The sequence below is a fragment of the Acinetobacter larvae genome, from assembly GCF_001704115.1.
Classification (GTDB): domain Bacteria; phylum Pseudomonadota; class Gammaproteobacteria; order Pseudomonadales; family Moraxellaceae; genus Acinetobacter; species Acinetobacter larvae.
On sequence record NZ_CP016895.1, the window covers coordinates 815,711 to 833,524 of the forward strand.

14 protein-coding genes are annotated in these 17,814 nt (G+C 39.1%); 7 read left to right on the top strand and 7 right to left on the bottom strand.

The window, feature by feature from the left end:
- Nucleotides 1–62: 62 nt before the first annotated feature.
- Nucleotides 63–1,688: an inorganic phosphate transporter gene (locus BFG52_RS03600; protein ID WP_067552746.1), complete on the top strand. Its 1,626-nt coding sequence runs from the start codon at nt 63–65 to the stop codon at nt 1,686–1,688.
- A 172-nt stretch (nt 1,689–1,860) separates the two neighbouring features.
- Here BFG52_RS03600 and BFG52_RS03605 read toward each other — a convergent pair whose 3' ends face one another.
- Both BFG52_RS03605 and BFG52_RS03610 read right to left on the bottom strand, forming a co-directional pair.
- Nucleotides 1,861–3,378 (bottom strand): hypothetical protein, encoded by a 1,518-nt coding sequence (locus BFG52_RS03605; protein WP_067552749.1) that lies wholly within the window; start codon nt 3,376–3,378, stop codon nt 1,861–1,863.
- 135 nt (nt 3,379–3,513) lie between these two features.
- A complete protein-coding gene (locus BFG52_RS03610) occupies nt 3,514–4,125 on the bottom strand; it encodes a rhomboid family intramembrane serine protease (protein ID WP_067559096.1) in 612 nt (203 codons plus the stop codon).
- 155 nt (nt 4,126–4,280) lie between these two features.
- Between BFG52_RS03610 and nfuA the strand changes: the two genes are divergently transcribed.
- The 4 genes from nfuA to BFG52_RS03630 all read left to right on the top strand — a co-directional run bounded on the left by nfuA (nt 4,281) and on the right by BFG52_RS03630 (nt 11,394).
- Nucleotides 4,281–4,919: a Fe-S biogenesis protein NfuA gene (gene nfuA, locus BFG52_RS03615; RefSeq protein WP_067552752.1), complete on the top strand. Its 639-nt coding sequence runs from the start codon at nt 4,281–4,283 to the stop codon at nt 4,917–4,919.
- 396 nt (nt 4,920–5,315) lie between these two features.
- Nucleotides 5,316–7,478: a TonB-dependent receptor domain-containing protein gene (locus tag BFG52_RS03620; protein WP_067552755.1), complete on the top strand. Its 2,163-nt coding sequence runs from the start codon at nt 5,316–5,318 to the stop codon at nt 7,476–7,478.
- 294 nt (nt 7,479–7,772) lie between these two features.
- The gene (locus BFG52_RS03625; RefSeq protein WP_067552759.1) at nt 7,773–9,290 is read left to right on the top strand and encodes a peptide MFS transporter; all 1,518 of its coding nucleotides are present in this window, start codon (nt 7,773–7,775) and stop codon (nt 9,288–9,290) included.
- 301 nt (nt 9,291–9,591) lie between these two features.
- Nucleotides 9,592–11,394: an aminopeptidase P family protein gene (locus tag BFG52_RS03630; RefSeq protein ID WP_067552762.1), complete on the top strand. Its 1,803-nt coding sequence runs from the start codon at nt 9,592–9,594 to the stop codon at nt 11,392–11,394.
- A gap of 83 nt (nt 11,395–11,477) precedes the next feature.
- Here BFG52_RS03630 and BFG52_RS03635 read toward each other — a convergent pair whose 3' ends face one another.
- Nucleotides 11,478–12,737 (bottom strand): D-amino acid dehydrogenase, encoded by a 1,260-nt coding sequence (locus tag BFG52_RS03635; protein ID WP_067552765.1) that lies wholly within the window; start codon nt 12,735–12,737, stop codon nt 11,478–11,480.
- A 137-nt stretch (nt 12,738–12,874) separates the two neighbouring features.
- On the opposite strand from BFG52_RS03635, the gene BFG52_RS03640 reads away from it, so the two are divergent.
- Nucleotides 12,875–13,339 carry an Lrp/AsnC ligand binding domain-containing protein gene (locus tag BFG52_RS03640; protein WP_067552768.1) on the top strand — a complete coding sequence of 155 codons (465 nt, stop codon included), beginning with the start codon at nt 12,875–12,877 and terminating at the stop codon, nt 13,337–13,339.
- Between the two features lie 380 nt (nt 13,340–13,719).
- On the top strand, nt 13,720–14,985 hold the full coding sequence (locus tag BFG52_RS03645; protein ID WP_157758065.1) for a haloacid dehalogenase-like hydrolase: 1,266 nt from the start codon (nt 13,720–13,722) through the stop codon (nt 14,983–14,985).
- 8 nt (nt 14,986–14,993) lie between these two features.
- On the opposite strand, the gene BFG52_RS03650 is transcribed toward BFG52_RS03645, so the two are convergent.
- From BFG52_RS03650 to BFG52_RS03665, 4 genes are read right to left on the bottom strand one after another with little or no spacing between them, the layout of a single operon-like run.
- The gene (locus tag BFG52_RS03650) at nt 14,994–15,413 is read right to left on the bottom strand and encodes a DMT family transporter (RefSeq protein WP_067552771.1); all 420 of its coding nucleotides are present in this window, start codon (nt 15,411–15,413) and stop codon (nt 14,994–14,996) included.
- On the bottom strand, nt 15,410–15,772 hold the full coding sequence (locus BFG52_RS03655; protein WP_067552774.1) for an EamA family transporter: 363 nt from the start codon (nt 15,770–15,772) through the stop codon (nt 15,410–15,412). Before BFG52_RS03655 ends, BFG52_RS03650 begins: the two co-directional genes overlap by 4 nt.
- Nucleotides 15,769–16,629: an alpha/beta hydrolase gene (locus BFG52_RS03660; protein WP_067552777.1), complete on the bottom strand. Its 861-nt coding sequence runs from the start codon at nt 16,627–16,629 to the stop codon at nt 15,769–15,771. Before BFG52_RS03660 ends, BFG52_RS03655 begins: the two co-directional genes overlap by 4 nt.
- Entirely contained in the window at nt 16,626–17,342 is a 717-nt protein-coding gene (locus BFG52_RS03665) for an MtnX-like HAD-IB family phosphatase (RefSeq protein WP_067552780.1), read from the bottom strand. Before BFG52_RS03665 ends, BFG52_RS03660 begins: the two co-directional genes overlap by 4 nt.
- Nucleotides 17,343–17,814: the final 472 nt, after the last annotated feature.

Consider the following 17,814-nt stretch of genomic DNA (forward strand, 5'->3'; position numbering starts at 1 on the left):
GTCATATAATTGTCATAATTTAATTTAACAATAACTGGATTTTGATCCACTTAGCCGTCTGCATGAATTCACATATTCCTCCTGCTCCAGATACTGCAACAAGTGTTCCATCCGTTAAATCAACGAATGTTCATGTCCCGACACCAAAATTTTTTATTCCAGTGTTTGTGACTTTGATTGTTGCAACGCTGATTTATATTGGGGTGCAAATAAGTACAGATCTTGCACATGTACCACCATTAAGCCTGTATTCAGTGATTTTATTGTCTACAGCATTGTTCATTGCTCTAGGTTTCGAATTTGTTAATGGTTTCCACGATACAGCCAATGCTGTTGCTACAGTAATTTATACCAACGCCTTACCTGCACCTGTTGCAGTGATGTGGGCTGGCTTCTGTAACTTTTTAGGGGTTATGGTGGCGAGCGGTGCAGTGGCTTATGGCATCATTGCGTTGTTGCCTGTTGAATTGATTATGAACGTGGGCAGCGGTGCTGGTTTTGCTATGGTTTTTGCCATGCTGATCGCTGCAATTATGTGGAATCTAGGAACCTGGTTCTTTGGGATTCCAGCTTCAAGTTCTCATACCCTGATTGGTTCTATTTTAGGCGTGGGGATCATGAATTACTTGATGCATGCAGGCAGTGGTGCCAGTGGTATCGACACGGACCAAGTTTTAAAGGTGGGTAAAGCTTTATTATTCTCTCCACTCATTGGTTTTGCTTTTGCCGCAGTACTCTTTATTTTGGTTAAAAAAATATTTAAACGCCAATTAGAGCTGTTCCAACCGCCAGAAGGAAATAAACCGCCACCACCAATTATTCGTGCCATTTTGATTTTCACCTGTACTGGGGTGAGTTTTGCACATGGTTCAAATGATGGGCAAAAAGGTATGGGACTGATCATGCTGATTTTAATTGGCTTAGTTCCACTGGCTTATTCATTGAATAAAAATTTAGAACAATCCCATTTACAAGGTTTTGAGCAGCTTTCTCAGCAAGCCGCGGTGGCGATTTATGCTGAACATGAAAAGTATTCTGATGAGAAAGCACGTCAAATTTTAACGCAATATATTCAAACCAAACAAAGCAATGCTGAGGTTATTCCAGCACTGGCGAGTTTGACAGACCATTTAGGTGAACGTGTTGCAAAGTATGGTGATCTCAAGCAAATTCCAGAGCAAGAAGTCAATAGCATTCGCAATGACATGTATTTGAGTACCACAAGCTTTAAACGCTTAGAAAAAGAGCAGTTATTACCTGCAATGAGCGATCAACAAAAGCACGTCATCCGTGATTATCGCAAACATCTTGATGCCTTCTTACAATATATTCCAACTTGGGTAAAAGTTGCGGTTGCTTTGGCACTGGGACTTGGAACCATGGTGGGCTGGAAACGTATTGTGGTAACTGTTGGTGAACGTATTGGTAAACATCATATGACTTATGGTCAAGGCATGTCTGCTGAGCTGGTAGCAATGTCAACAATCGCTGCTGCAGATGGTTTCGGAATGCCTGTTTCTACAACCCATGTCTTGAACAGTGCGGTTGCAGGGACGATGGTTGCCAATAAGTCTGGATTGAATTTTAATACGGTGAAAACTATTTTGTCGGCATGGGTCTTTACTTTACCGGCAACGATTTGTTTATCTGGCGCATTATATTGGCTATTTTTACATTTATTTGTTTAACTATTTTTGAGTTTTTTGAGTTACGGTATTTGATTGAGTGATCGATAGGGTCTAGTGACCTAGCTTCACTTACTCATTTACGTGTGATGCTAAAAATGAAGTCCAATCCAAAAAACGCATGCTGAGATTGCATGCGTTTTTTTGATTGTTCATGGTCTGTAAGGTAGCGTATTTAAAAGGGAAGTTTCTCACGTGCTAGACCATATACAGCCGCAGCACTTAAAGCACTGCGTGCAAGATATGCCACTCGCCATAAACCACCATGATTGGCATTGTCTGAGATGAGCTCCAAAGGATGGGCTAAGTTATGTTTTGGGTTGGCACTAGATTGTGGGTTGCTTAGATCATGAACCCACAAGGCAGCCATGAGAGCGTTGGTGGTATCGGGGCTAAAAGCCTCCACATCAAACAAAGCCGCCCCTCTAAATGCTGCTTTTAACAACGGATTTTTTGTTACGGAATGGGTGGTGGTCGAAGGTGCAATATTGATACTGACCAGATGTCCTTGTTGCCGCGCCACAATAGCACGCCACTGTTGAATGCGTTTTGCCAGTGCGTAATTTGGACCTTGTTCAATCACTAGACAATCTGCAATACCATAGCGCTTGCCATTATTTGCAGTAATCAGTTGATTGGAATTTTGTTTAAACAATTTTTTAAAGCTCAGCCGAGATAGATTATTGCACAGCAATTTTTCGATACGCGAACGTTGTAAATATTTTTGTTGTGTTGCATCGATAATATCTTCGGCGATTGCATAGATATCGGTGGGTGTACACATATACATTAAGCTGCTATCTGGTTTGACTTGGCAGAGCTGTTGTACGATTTGATCCATTGCTATAGACAAACGTACATGCTTTTCACCATCTAAATAAGCAATTGCTGCCAGATCTAAGCGATGCGGTTGCTGTTGTAAATACTGAATAATTTCAGGTGTATCGGTCAGTAAATTGACCCCTAAATGCTGCGCAATATCTGGATCTTGTGCAGTCAATGCTGTAAAGCTTGGGGCATAGAGTGTGGCATTTCCTGCTTTAACCGTGGCGATTATGCGCTGCCATACTTTTTCATTGGCCAGATCAAGTGCAATCACATTGGCTTTCCATTTACATAGCCAAGACAGTGGTCCTGCCTCAGACCCAGCACCCATTAACACAATATATCGTTGCGATAAATCTAAGCATTCTGGGTGGTCGATGACCCATTGTAAAGCTTGGGCATGACCCGCTTCGATAATACCTTGCGCTTGCCATTGTTCCAGTTGCTGAGTGAGGGCTTTTCCACGTAATTGCTGACCTTGATAGGGCACGTACCAATCTATTTTTTGCTGCTGATCACCAGTTATTTTGATGTGTTGTAATGTACCTGTGCGCGGGATTTGCATGAGTTGTTCGAGTGGATATTGCTTAGCATCTCGATGAAAATAAAAACTTTGTTGTGCTTTTTCTAAGCCTTGTTCAGCAATTTTAATGGCATGCTCATCATGTTGAATAGCGTGTTTTAGCAGTTCTTTAAAATAATATGGATAATGTTTACGCCATTTTTTTTCTTGGCTGACCTGTGTTGCACAGCGTTGATCAATATTGGCAAAGGCTGCAGCGATAATATCTTTGCCAACTTGAGAGCTAGTTGGTTTTAAACGTTCTGGATGAATAGGAAACTGAATACCGTCTAATAACTGCGTCATAACAATGTGCTCATCATTTTAAAATTTACTCAAACCCCGCTTAGTATCAATGCTATCGTTATTTTTTACTTGGCATTAACTACCAAAATGCTGGGTGGTTTGGAGGAGTCAATTTTAGTCTGATGTGCGTTAGGCTCAACCGCCAGTGAGCTGCTTGATAAAATGCGGTAGTAAATTGGGTTCTAGTAATAAGGTCACAATTACGCCATAGGCTGCGCCCCATAGATGCGCGCTATGATTGATATTATCGTTGCCACGACGACCCGCCCATACGCTATAAGCAATATATAACACTGCAAAAATAATGGCCGGAACAGGGATAAAAAACACAAAAATCATATGCCAAGGTTTAAATAAAATATAGGAAAACAAGACTGCCGATACAGCGCCAGATGCACCTAAACTCGCCCAATGACTGTCATTTTTATGCTGTATATAACTGGGTAATATTGCAAAAATGAGCGCGCCTAAATAAAACAGTACAAAGCCCATATTATAAAAAAATTGACGGTAAAATATCTCAATAATACTGCCAAAGAAATAGAGCGTAATCATATTAAACAACAGATGCGTTGCATCTGCATGGACGAAACCGTGGGTAATAAAACGATCATATTGACCACGTTGCATTGCGGGTGGCCAGAACCTCAAACGTGCCTTAAGCTGTGGAGACATAAATGCAGCAATAGAGACAATTAAAGTGATAATAATGATCGTAATTGTATGATCGAATGGTAAATGCAGCATAGAACCTACGATATCCGTCGAATGAATAAGCAACATAATGCCATGCTGCGCTGAATAACAGTAATATTTTTCAGTCTAATGCGAGTATGGCTTGATTTTTTGTTAATTTGCCTCATCTTCAGGTAAAATGGCAACTCCAGTGTGAGGAAATATGTATGTCGACTGAGAGCAGCAATCCTGCAGTAGCAGAAGAAATTCCAAATTTACTGATTACCCCAAGTGCACAAGAGTACTTAAAAGACTTATTGCTTAAGCAAGATGCGCCTGGGATCGGTGTGCGTATCTTTGTTGAGAGTGCTGGAACACCGCGCGCTGAATGTTGTATGGCCTATAGTACGCCAGATGAAGTCGTTGCAACGGACTATAAGCAGGAATATCCAGATTTTCCTGCTTATATTGATACTCCATCCATTCCGTATTTAAAAGATGCAGTGATTGATTACAATAAAGACCGTTTTGGTGGTCAGCTAACGTTTCGAGCACCAAACTCTAAAGTGCCACGTGTAGGACCTGATGCAAGTATTGAAGAACGCATCAACTACGTTCTACAGGCGGAGATCAATCCAGGTTTAGCTGGACATGGCGGTAACTGTGCTTTGGTTGAAGTGATCAATGATGAAAAACATGGTTTAACTGCGGTATTACGTTTTGGGGGCGGATGCCAAGGGTGTTCAGCCATTGATGTGACGCTTAAACAAGGTGTTGAGTCAACATTGCAAGAGTTTATTCCTGAGCTTGCGCGAGTGGTCGATCAAACCGATCATAGCCAATCTGAAGGTGCATACTTTAAATAAGAAGTTATTTAAATAAGATGTTATTTAAAGAGAGATTTACGCTTTGCGGCAATTTCTTCATTTTTGATAAAGCCTCAATACCGATGTATTGGGGCTTTATTATTTTTATGTATTGTGAGTGTTTTTTAAGCACTTGATCATTTTTCGCTGTCTTACAATTTTGCACAAATGAAATTGTGAAAATAGCAGTTAAACCGTTAATTTATCGACTCTATAGTGTGATTGAATCGCTAAAATAAGTAATTAAATTATAGGCATTAAACTAATTTGTTTTTGATTTTAAATGGAAAATTAATGATAATAATTATCAATAATAGTTGATATCTCATTTCCTTTTGTTAAAATACGTAAAATTTTTTACATAATCATGTACGTTAGCATATCTAGGAACCAATTATGTCCATAAGTTATAAGCGTTCGTTATTATCGGTCGCAGTAATGGGATTGATGATTAATGTAGTACAGGCTGCACAGACAACTGTTGATCAAGATAAAGAAGACATTAAGCAATTAGAAACAATCGTAATTTCGGCCAGTGGGCAAGCTGTGGATGTGCGAGAGGCACCAGCATCTATTTCCGTGATTACTGCAGAAGAGATTGAGAAACGTCCAGTTGCTAGTTTAGCAGATGTGCTTAAACGCATTCCTGGGGTAACAGGTGGTTTAAGTACGAATGGTGATGGTTCTAAGATTAAACTACGTGGTTTACCAGATAACTATACTTTAGTTTTAATTGATGGTAAGCGTATAGGTTCATCGCGTGATACCAACTATCGTCCAGATCTAGGACGTCAAGATCTAGACTGGATTACACCAGATATGATTGAACGTATTGAGGTGGTACGCGGTCCAATGTCATCACTTTATGGTTCTGATGCCATGGGTGGTGTGATTAACATTATTACCAAAAAGATTAATACTGAGTGGGGTGGGAGTGCGACTTATAACTATACTCAACCCACTACATCAGGGAATCTTGGACGTACCTTCCAAGCAGGCGTAGCGGTAAGTGGTCCTTTGGCAGATCATGTTGGTCTACGACTCAATGCCAGCCAAACACGTCGTGAATCAGATAATAATTTCACCAGTTATTCTGCTGGACGTGGTGGTAGTGCAGATTTAAATCAAGTGAATGGTACGCCGGGATATATTAAAAATAACTTCGGTATGCAATTAAATTTCCAACCAACACCTAATCATGATATTGCATTAGAAGCAAATTACGGCGTAGAAAAAAACCTACAGTCTAAAGGCATTACCAACGTAAATGCAGCAACTGGTGTGGAAAGTAGTACAGACGCAACTACTTCATGGGGACCAGAAAAATTAGAAAGACAAGGTTATAGTATTTCTTGGGATGGTCGTTGGGCGAATGATATTAGCTCAAAGCTAACGGGTTATTATAATGACTATGATCAATCTGTTGGCGATTCAATTGCTAAATCAAATGAGTCCATCGCGGAAGGTCAAATCAATATTCCATTTAAGCTCGGTGTACCCAATCAGTTGGTTATCGGTGGGCAATGGAAACGTGAAGAGCTCAATAATAGCAGTACTTTAGGTACGGTAATCAAAGATAAAGATGGCAATGTGGTGCCAAGTTATGATGGCAGTACCTATGCGGGTAAATCTAAGCTAACTGGTGATTCATGGGCCTTATTTATTGAAGATACTTTAGAGTTACATGAAAAAGTCAAATTAACTCTGGGTAACCGTTATGATCATGATGAAAAATTTGGTGATCATAATAGCCCACGAGCATATTTAGTGGTCTTACCAACTGATGATTGGGCTATTAAAGGGGGTATCTCAAAAGGGTTCCGTGCACCTACCATTAAAGAAGGTACGGCTGGCGCTGCAACAGGATCTCGAGGTAATGGCTGTAATTCCTTAGTGGGTTCAGAATGGTATGACCAAGCTGATGGAAAATGGAAAAAATATGAGACTGGTGGCTGTTATATGGCCGGGAACCCAGATCTAAAACCGGAAAAAAGTACCAACTACGAGATTGGGGTAAACTATACTGGTTTTGGCTCTGATATAAACTTGACCTATTTCTATACAGATTTTACCAATAAAATTGATTATGAGCCATGGGGTGTTTATCACAACACTTGGTGGACTCAAATGAAAAATATTCAAAAAGCACGTACAGAAGGTCTAGAATTTAGTGCGGCGATTCCTTTTGGTGATCGCCTAAAATGGACCAATAGTGCGACGTATTTTATTAAGTCTAAAAACTTAGATACTGGTGAAGCTTTAATTAATACCCCTGAACTTACAGTATCATCATCATTGGATTTCCGTGTAACTGATCCATGGACTGTAAATCTAGTTGCGGATTATGTTGGTAAACAATATACAACGAATATCACTGATGATAAGACATTACAAAAAGCACATACTATTTTTGGTTTATCGACCAATTATGTTGTGAGTAATGACGTAACAGTACGCGCAGGTATTAATAACTTGTTTAACAAACAAATGGCTCGTAGTACACAAAGTTATTATGTTGAAGGACAGTCTGCTTTTGTGGGTATGACTTATAAGTTTTAATATTTTATAAGATAATAGTTAAAACGCTCCAAAAGGGGCGTTTTTTATTGCATAAAATAATTGAATTGATCTAATAAATTTTAATTTTTCACCGTTGCTTTCTCATAATATATTTATACTGTGTATTTTAATGCAAAAGTATAGTATTTGATTTCTTGAAAAAATATTTATAATAAAGATGTTGCTGGTTATAGGCGTTGCTGAGGCATCTATTTGAATAAAATAATACGTTATAATCATCGTGTTGAATTATTAAAAATAAAATATTGAAAATAATATAAAAGGATTTATAACATGGAAAAAGAAAGCCTAAAAGATGATCATTATTTTTTTGGTCATCCGCGTCCCTTACAAAGTTTATTTTTTACTGAATTATGGGAGCGTTTTTCATTTTATGGTGTAAGACCATTGCTTATTTTGTATATGACGGCAATGGTATTGCAAGGTGGCTTAGGGATTGACCGTGAAAGCGCTGCTGCAATCGTTGGTTTATTTGCTGGGTCTATGTATTTGGCTACCATATTTGGAGGCTGGTTAGCAGATTACTGGTTGGGTCAAGCAAAGGCGGTTTGGTATGGTTCAATCATTATTGCTGCTGGGCATTTGTCTATAGGTGTCGTGCCATGGATGGGACTTGGTTGTTTCTACTTAGGCTTGGTATTGATTGTTATAGGAAGTGGTTTATTTAAAACCTGTATTTCTGTAATGGTTGGTTTACTTTATCAAGCGCAAGATACACGACGTGATGCAGGATTTTCTATATTTTATATGGGGATTAATATTGGAGCATTTTTAGCACCGCTATTTACAGGTTTTTTTGCACAACAATATGGCTGGCATTTGGGGTTTGCTACTGGTGGTGTTGGCATGCTGATTGCCCTTGTTATTTTCCGTTTGTTTGCTATGCGGCAATTAAAAGATTTTGATCAAAAAAGGGGATTGCAATCGAATTGGAATCAACCAGTAAAATATCACCCATGGGCTGCTAAATTGGCATTTATTTTTATTGTGACTGTAGCAGTTTTCTTTATTGCAATACGCCAACAATGGCTAGCTTTCAATCCTGTTATCGTGGTTAGTTATTTTACAGTGTTAACTGCTGCATGTATTTTATTATACTTTGTCTATTTATTGATTTTTGCGAAATTTAATAAAGTAGAAAAACTTAAAATATTTAACTGTTTGGTTTTACTGATTGTTGCTGCACTTTTTTGGGCTGCATTTGAGCAAGCGGCAACCTCATTTAATTTATTTGCCGAGGATTATACCAATCGCGAATTATGGGGTTTTATTATACCAACAGTTTGGTTTCAATCGATTAATCCTATTTTTATTGTGATTTTTGCGCCAGTTATTGCATGGTTGTGGATGTACTTAGGAAAAAATAATAAAGAACCAAATTATATTAATAAATTTATTATGGCATTATATTTTACCATTGGTGGTCTATTATTTATTGCCATTGCAAGTTATATCATTGCGCAGGGCTATGCCGTTAAAGTTTCCCCTTGGTGGTTGGTGATGACCTATTTATTTTTAACATTTGGTGAATTGTGTTTAAGCCCAGTAGGTTTGTCGAGTATGACAAAATTAGCACCCGATCAAATTCGCGGGCAAATTATGGGATTATGGTTTGCCGCTACGGCTTTGGGGAATCTACTTGCAAGTTTGATTGGTGGGCAAATGGCGAGTGCGCATATTCGTGATCTACCGATGATGTTTATCTATTGTGCGATCGTGCTTTTAATTGTTGCTTTATGCTTATGGTTATTGAGTGGTCGTTTGCAAGCATATCAAGAATCATCCTCCTAAATTATTGCACTCAACTTTAAAAAGATAGGGTGGTAACTTTAGACGCAGTATTTTAGAGAAGTAGTATTTTAGGACCAAGATTTTATTGTGGGAAATCCTGCAATAAAATCTTATTGACTCACCTGCAAAAAAACAATAACAGGCTTAGAATGAAACGCAGTGATCTCATCATCGCAATGTGTCATTGCGACTAACATTTTCGGTTCGGCAAAGACAGGATATTGCTTATTGGTTATTGTGCAGCAATTGATAAATGACTGATAAATGATTGGATGAGACCTCAACACAGAAGGTATAGAACATGAATACAGCCGAAAAGCTGCAACAACTCCGCGATCTAATGCGGCAACATCATATCGATGCTTATATTATTATGAGTGCAGATCCACACATGTCTGAGTATTTACCAGAATATTGGAAATCGCGGCAATGGCTGAGTGGCTTTGATGGTTCTGTTGGAACCTTGGTGGTTTGTCAGGATTTTGCGGGTTTATGGGTAGATGGTCGTTATTGGCTACAAGCGGAAAAACAATTACAAGGTAGTGGTTTTCAATTACAAAAATTGAGTCATGATGCAAAAACGACGCATACCGCTTGGTTGGCACAGCATTTAGAATCTGGTGCACGGATAGCGGTAGATGGGCAAAGTATTTCGATTCAGCATTATCAAGCCTTAGAACAAGTCGCTCAAGAAAAGTCTGCTGAAATTTGCCATGAGCTCGATTTAATTGCAGAGATTTGGGAGGATCGCCCAGCATTACCGGTAAAACCGGTACGTTTAACTGCACCGGGGCTTGATGCCTGTAGCCGTTCAGAAAAAATTGCACAAATTCGCGCAGCATTGGTTGAACATAAAGTCGAAGCACATTTTATTTCGGCTGTTGATGATATTGCTTGGATATTAAATTGTCGGGGGCAGGATGTTGAATATAATCCAATTTTTTTGGCTCATTTATTGATTACAACATCAATAGTAGTGTTATTTATCGATCGTGCCAAGCTAAGTGATGCGGTTGAAAGCGCATTAAGCTTAGATCATATTGAGATTGTCGATTATCAACACAGTGCTGCGTATTTGGCGACGCTTGAACACAGCACAATATTACTCGATCCAGCCAAAGTGTCTCTGCTGCATTATCGTGCATTAGCCAATCGCTGTCAGATTAAATTTGACTTAAATCCTAGTACATTATTGAAAGCGCAAAAAGCCGCAACGGAGATCGCACATATTCGTCACGCCATGTTAAAAGATGGTATTGCACTATGTCAGTTTTTTAGTTGGCTAGACCAGGTCTTAGCGCAGCAACAAGCGCTAACAGAGCTTGATATCGATCGTGAAATAACTGCATATCGCGCCAAACAAGATGGATTTATTGGGCTGAGTTTTGCCACCATAGCAGGTTTTAATGCCAATGGCGCGTTGCCACATTATCGCGCCACTCAACAACATCATGCGCATATACAAGGCAATGGTTTGTTATTAATTGACTCAGGTGCGCAGTATTTAGATGGAACGACCGATATTACCCGTGTTGTGCCTGTTGGTATACCAACATCAGAGCAGTGCCGTGATTATACCTTGGTACTCAAAGCACATATTGCTTTGGCGCGTGCTGTATTTCCTGAAGCTTTGGCCGCACCATTATTGGATGCAATCTGCAGGCAGGCATTATGGCAGCATGGCTTAGATTATCGTCATGGTACTGGGCATGGCGTTGGATATGCATTAAATGTGCATGAAGGACCGCAGGTGCTGTCTTATTCTGCGCCAATCACAGCTTATTCGGGTTTACGTCCGGGTATGATTGTGTCGAATGAACCGGGTTTATATCACAGTGGTCAATACGGCATTCGAATTGAAAATTTAGTTGTCAATCAGATTAAAGCCTTTGCTGAACAGCAATATGGAACATTTTTATGCTTTGAAACCTTGACTTTATGTCCGATTCATCAAGCACCTATAGTGGTTGAGCTGTTAAGTCAGGATGATATTCAATGGTTAAATGATTATCACCGCAAAGTACGTCAGCAATTGGCACCACATCTTGATGGAGCTGCCCTCGCTTGGTTAATACAGCAAACTCAGGACATTGCTATGATATAAAGCACAGACTAAAACGCAGCTTGATTGGGCAAGCTGCGTTAGAGGGAGAAACTGTGCTGTTATCCAGCAATATATTGATATTGCTAAGCGCTTTGGCGATAACGGTCTACAGCTAAACCTTCGGTATCGATATCAGGCTTTTGTTGTAATACAAGATCACTAATTAACTTACCAGAACCACAAGACATGGTCCAACCTAAAGTACCATGTCCGGTATTGAGGAATAAATTTGGGAAGGAGGTTGCGCCAATAATCGGTGTACTATCAGGTGTCATTGGACGTAAGCCGGTCCAGAAACTGGCTTGAGCTAGATCACCACCAGGGAACAATTCTGTGGTGACTTTTTCCAAAGTTGCTCGACGTTGTTCTTTAAGATTAAGATTAAAGCCCATTAATTCTGCCATTCCGCCCACACGGATACGGTCATCAAAACGGGTAATCGCAATTTTATAGGTTTCATCTAATACCGTTGATTGTGGTGCAAAGTTTTCATCTACGATCGGAATGGTTAACGAATAACCTTTGACTGGATAAACAGGCAGATTTAGATTTAACGGTTTTAAGAAGTCACGTGAGTAACTACCAAAAGCAACAATATAGCGGTCTGCTGTTAACACTTCATGATTGACTCGAACACCAGTAATTTTGCCAGCTTCAATGATGAATTGTTCTACATTTTGATTATATTTAAATTCAACACCTAGATCGGCAGCCATTTTTGCTAATGCATTGGTAAATAAGAAACAGTCACCTGTTTCATCATTGGGTAGATGTAACCCCCCAACCAATAAATCTTGTGCATTGGCAAGTGCTGGTTCAACTTGGCTGAGTTGCTTTGCGTCTAATAGCGTATGGTCGACGCCACATTCACGTAACACTTCAATATCACGTTGCACAGCATCAAGTTGTGCTTGGTTACGGAAGACTTGTAAGGTTCCTTTAGAGCGTGATTCATATTGAATATTTGTTTTTTCTCGTAATTCTCGTAGACAATCACGGCTGTATTCGGCAACACGTGTCATACGCTCTTTATTAATGGCATAATGCTGTGCATCACAGTTTTTAAGCATCTGCGCCATCCATTGCAATTGCCACAAACTGCCATCCATATTAATGGCTAAAGGTGCATGTTTTTGGAACATCCATTTAATGGCTTTGAATGGAATACCAGGGGCAGCCCAAGGTGTAGAATATCCAGGCGAAATTTGTCCAGCATTACCAAAACTGGTTTCCATGGCTGGACCAGGTTGGCGATCAAGTACAGTCACTTTTGCACCTTGAAGTGCCAAATAATAGGCGCTGGTTACGCCAATCACACCACTACCTAATATCATCACGTGCATTAGAAATAATCCCTTGCGTCATCGCTATTTTTCACTAGTATATTGTGCTATCTATAGTGTTATTAACTAAAAAACTGAAAAATAATAGGGTATCTCGTGTTTTTTTCAGGTTAAGTGTTAAAAAAAAGGAAATCTTCATGCGGAAGCTTGATCGGATTGATTGCATGATTTTAGACATCTTGCAAAATCATGGACGTATTGCAATGAGTGAGTTGGCTGCACGGGTCAATTTGTCAACGACACCTTGTTCTGAACGGGTGAAACGGCTTGAGCGCGAAGGGGTGATCACGGGCTATCATGCACGTTTAAACCCCAATTTTGTTGATCGTAATTTATTGGTTTTTTTAGAAATAAAACTATCAGCCAAGTCAGGAGAGGTGTTTGATCAGGTTGCTAAAAGCTTAAGTGAAATACCCGAAGTATTGGAATGCCATTTAATTTCTGGTGAGTTTGATTATTTACTCAAAGCCAGACTCAAAGAAATGGCAGCGTATCGGCGTTTATTGGGGGATATTTTAAAGAAACTGCCTGCCTCGGCATCTTCACACAGTTATGTGGTGATGGAGGAGGTTAAGGAAAGTTGGTATTTAAAAGTGGATTAACGCGTCTATGGCTGCATGACTGAGCCGCCTGTGTGTTGATTGAGTTAAATCAATAATTTACATCAGTAATATTTATTTACTTGAATACAAAACAAGCTTGGGCATTTATGGCAAGCTCTACATCTCTTCTGTAAAAGCTAACAGAATGCCACAAGGACGCAAGCTATATTAATGAGGTTGCGTTGATACTTTCTTCATTTTTCTCATGAGATTGTGGTGGCTAGGGGCTGCATCAATGGTCACCAAGCGACCAATCTAAACAGATATCTCAGGGTAGCGGCTTATCCGTATTGCATAATAAAATTAGGTTAATTATAAAAATGAAATATTCGTTGTATGGTAAATATTGCTTTGGCATCTTTTGTACTGTGAGCATATTGTTGAGCACATCATGTGGCAGCACTGAAAAGATCATCAATAAAATTAAAAAACCTAAGCCCGCAAATTTGAGTCAGGTCATTCATATACTGAAACGGGGGCAGTGGGACGCTTTTAATTACAGCGAGTTAAATCGTTTAATTGCCACATATGGCAAGGATCAAGCGCATTATAGTGCTGAACAGCGACCCTATGTGGTGATGGATGTCAATCAGAGCCTTCTTTCATTGGATATTGCTGATATTATTTTTGCCTATCAATTAGAACAATTAAGGTTTAATCATAGACCCGAACAGCTTGCACAAGCATTGCGTCAAGATATTGCGATCAGTAATTTTTCACAACAGTTTAATAATCAAAATGGTCAAGCAACCAATATTGAGGTCTTGGTACATGATATTGTAGAAAGTTATCAATGGATTTATCAACAATACCAAGGCTTTCAAGGTCAGCAAAGTTTAGCGCAAATTAAACTAAATCCACATTACGAAAATTTTATCAGCAAAATGCGCTTTCTATATGCTGCAATCGCAGACCGTGATGGAGAACAAATCGCTTTATTATGGCGCATCAATTTACTCTATGGTTTTCATCAGGATGATATCGATGAAATACTCAAGCAGGCAATGCAATGGCAAAAATCTGCAGCAATTGAACAGTTGACGTGGACATCACCAGCATCGTTAAGTGGTCAGACTGGGCGTGTGACTATCCGCTGGCACAATGGTTTAAGGGTGTTTGCAGAGATGCGTGATTTGATTCAGAGTTTGCAAGCCCATGGTTTTGATGTTTATATCTGCGATAGTGTGCCAATTGATATTTTAAAAGCGTTATTGAGCAATCCAGAGTTTGGTTTCAATATACCCGAGTCTAATTTGATTGGGATAGAACCACGTAGAGACCAACAACAGCGTATTATGTTGCAGTCTTTGCATCATGCCAATCTTCCTTATGGTAAAGCAAAAAGCCAGTTTATACAGAAAATATTAATCGCACGTTATGGCTATAGCCCAATCTTGATGGTTGGTAATGGTTTAAAGGATCAGGATCTATTAACAGATTTTCCAGATACACAGAAAATCTTGTTGATCAATTGGTTAAGAGATCCCAATAGCGCAATTGGGCGTATGGCACAACTGGCTTTTGCGCAATATGGTCAAGAAAATGGACGCTATTTATTACAAGGACTCGATGCCAATGTCGGTGCTTTTATTGCTTCGCCCAAAAGCATTCGTTATGGGCAAAGTACCAGACAGGCTTTTCAATAATTGACGCATTAGCTGGATGGTGATGTGCTTTGTGTTCTTTCATCTGATTCTGTTGGTGTCGTAGCATCCTCATCGCGCGCTAGCATAATAACACCCAATATAATAAACGCAGCACCGAGCATTTTTGCCAAGGTCATGGGTTCATTAAACAGCCAAATCGATAAAATACTAATACTGACTAATTCTAAATGTGAAGCTGCAAAGGCTGGACCAATTGGAGCATGTTTAAGTAAAGTCATCCATGTAAAAAAAGCACCAATATATCCAAAAAAAGCCCCATAAATCCAAGGGTGGCTAAATACGCGTAGTAACCAATCGAGGTCAAAGGTAATCGGCATGGCATGTATGGAAGCCATTTTAAAGCTAATTTGTGTCAGTGTGTCGAATGACATTAAAATCAAAAAGCCAATAATATAAAAGTATCTCATGCGCTTCCTATGCCAACAATTGCCACACCGATAGAAATAAAAATAACACCAAGCAAACGATTACGCGTTAATTTTTCTTTAAAGAATAAACGTCCAGCCAGTAGGATCACCACGATATTAATACTGCCTAACATTACGCCATCAGATAGGGGCACTAATGATAAAAAAGCTAACCAAATTACAAACTCAAAAATATAACAAACGATTCCCGCCCATAACCAAGGTCTGGAAAAGAGTTTACGCCAGTAAGTTAGACCGGGATGATCTTGGTTTTCGGCGGCCGCTGCTTTAAAAGCCAGCTGACCAAAAGTATCAACAGCGATGGTCAAAAACCAGACTGCTATGACAACTGGGCTCATTCGGTAGGATTCTCTGCTAGAACATCATGTTGCTGTGGTGATGGTATGGAATGGGCATAACGTTGAATAAAGTCTAAGCTTTCTTGAATGACTTGTTTACGGTCATTATCAATCGTTACCATATGGTAGCTATTGTAGAGCCAAACCAGTTTCTTCGGTCCTTGTACATGATTGAAGATGATTTGACTATTTTTACGTGCAGCGATGTCATCATGATAGGCATGTAGGCATAAAGTGGGTGCAGTAATTTTATATAAATTATTTTTGACGTATTTGGCTAAACGTTGCAATTGATAAACTGAACGCCAAGGATTCCCCGGTAGTCCGGCCTCAGCACTATCTTCATGATGCATCGCATGTACAATACGCGCACGTAAGTTTTCATTTTTTATGCCATAAGGTTCTGCTTCATCAAATGTTCGGTTGGAGAAAAGCTTTAAATAATGGATCGGTGGCAGTAAAAGTGGTCCAAGATATTTTGACCATGTGGGAATGCTCCAGCCATCATATTGAAAAGTAGGGCTATAGCAAATAACACCGGCAACCTTATGTTGGCTGGCATAGGCCAAAGCCAATAGGGCACCCATCGACAATCCTACAATAAAAACCTCATCAACGTGTTGTTTTAACTGTGCAACACCATGTTGTACGCTGGCATACCAATCTTGCCATTGGGTTTTGACTAAATCTTGTACCGTGCCACAATGCCCTGCAAGTTGCACACCATATACACTATATCCAGCTTGATGGAAATTACGTGCTACACCGCGCATTTCATTGGGCGTGCCGGTTAAACCATGGATGAGTAAAATACCTGTGCGGCAACCTGGTAGGAAAAAGGCGTGCTCATTATTCATGCGATGACCAGTCTTGAAGGAATTACAGATGCAGATTGATGTTGTATCAGTTGCGAAAGTGCGGGCATTAAATCAGAAAAATGCTCAAAAGCTAAATGTTGAATATTTTTATCTTGGCAATGCTGAATCAAGCTTTTTTTAGCAAAGACATAATCTGCTTGTTCGGCAATGCAAAAATCTGAACGACCATCACCTATTAAAAGTATGTTGTGGCTATTATTATTGTGGGTAAATTTACATTTACAGGTGCCGCTTTGTGCAAGGCAATGACTATTTTGATTAGGGAAATCAAGTTGCCATGTACGTTCAGTACGCTGACTTAATTGATTTGCTGTCACTGGAATATGAGACAGTTGATGCTTCTTTAAAATATAATGAATCGCCAAATCTAAACCATCACTGACGATACTTAGGCGAATACCTGCTTCAGCTGCACTTTGGGCAAAATCAATAAAACCAGCATCGATATGAATTTGATCTAGACAGTGATGGAATTGTTGGACAGACATATCTAATAAAGCAACTTGTTGTTGCATACAGCTTTGTGAGCCGATTAAGCCTTGCTCCCATTGTTGTTCAATCTCGATCCAGCCATCTTTGCCATAACACGATAATAAATAGTCAGTAGTGTCTTTGAGGCTAATTGTGCCATCAAAATCACAGATGATGTGACTAGGGAGATTCGGATTAAAGGTTTGGCAATAGAAGGGCATTTACAATCTCACTGTACACAAATTTCAATATTTAAAAAGTCCGTAATATTTCAAAAGAATAATACACAAATTATGACGCGAGAATTCTATAGAAGCAATTAAAAAAATCAAGATAGATTAATATAGTAGTTTAGTAATTGAGAGAGCGTGAAAATATTAAGCAGATCACTGCATATATATTGATAATAGTAATCAAGTATATTTTTAAAATTTTTGAATAAAAGTAAAAAAGCGATTCATTATGATGGTTTTACGGTATTTTTATTTTAAATTAATTATAAGATATTGTTTTTATTGAATTTAATGTTTTATTTTTAATGATGTTTTTAAATGTATCTAATCAGAAATTAATTGTATTTTTATCTGGACAATGGAATACAAGACTTGGCTGTTAAGGGTTGATATTGTTATTTATTGTTAACTGCTCACTTTGAAATAAAGTATTTTAGTATTATTTGCAAACTTGTAGTTA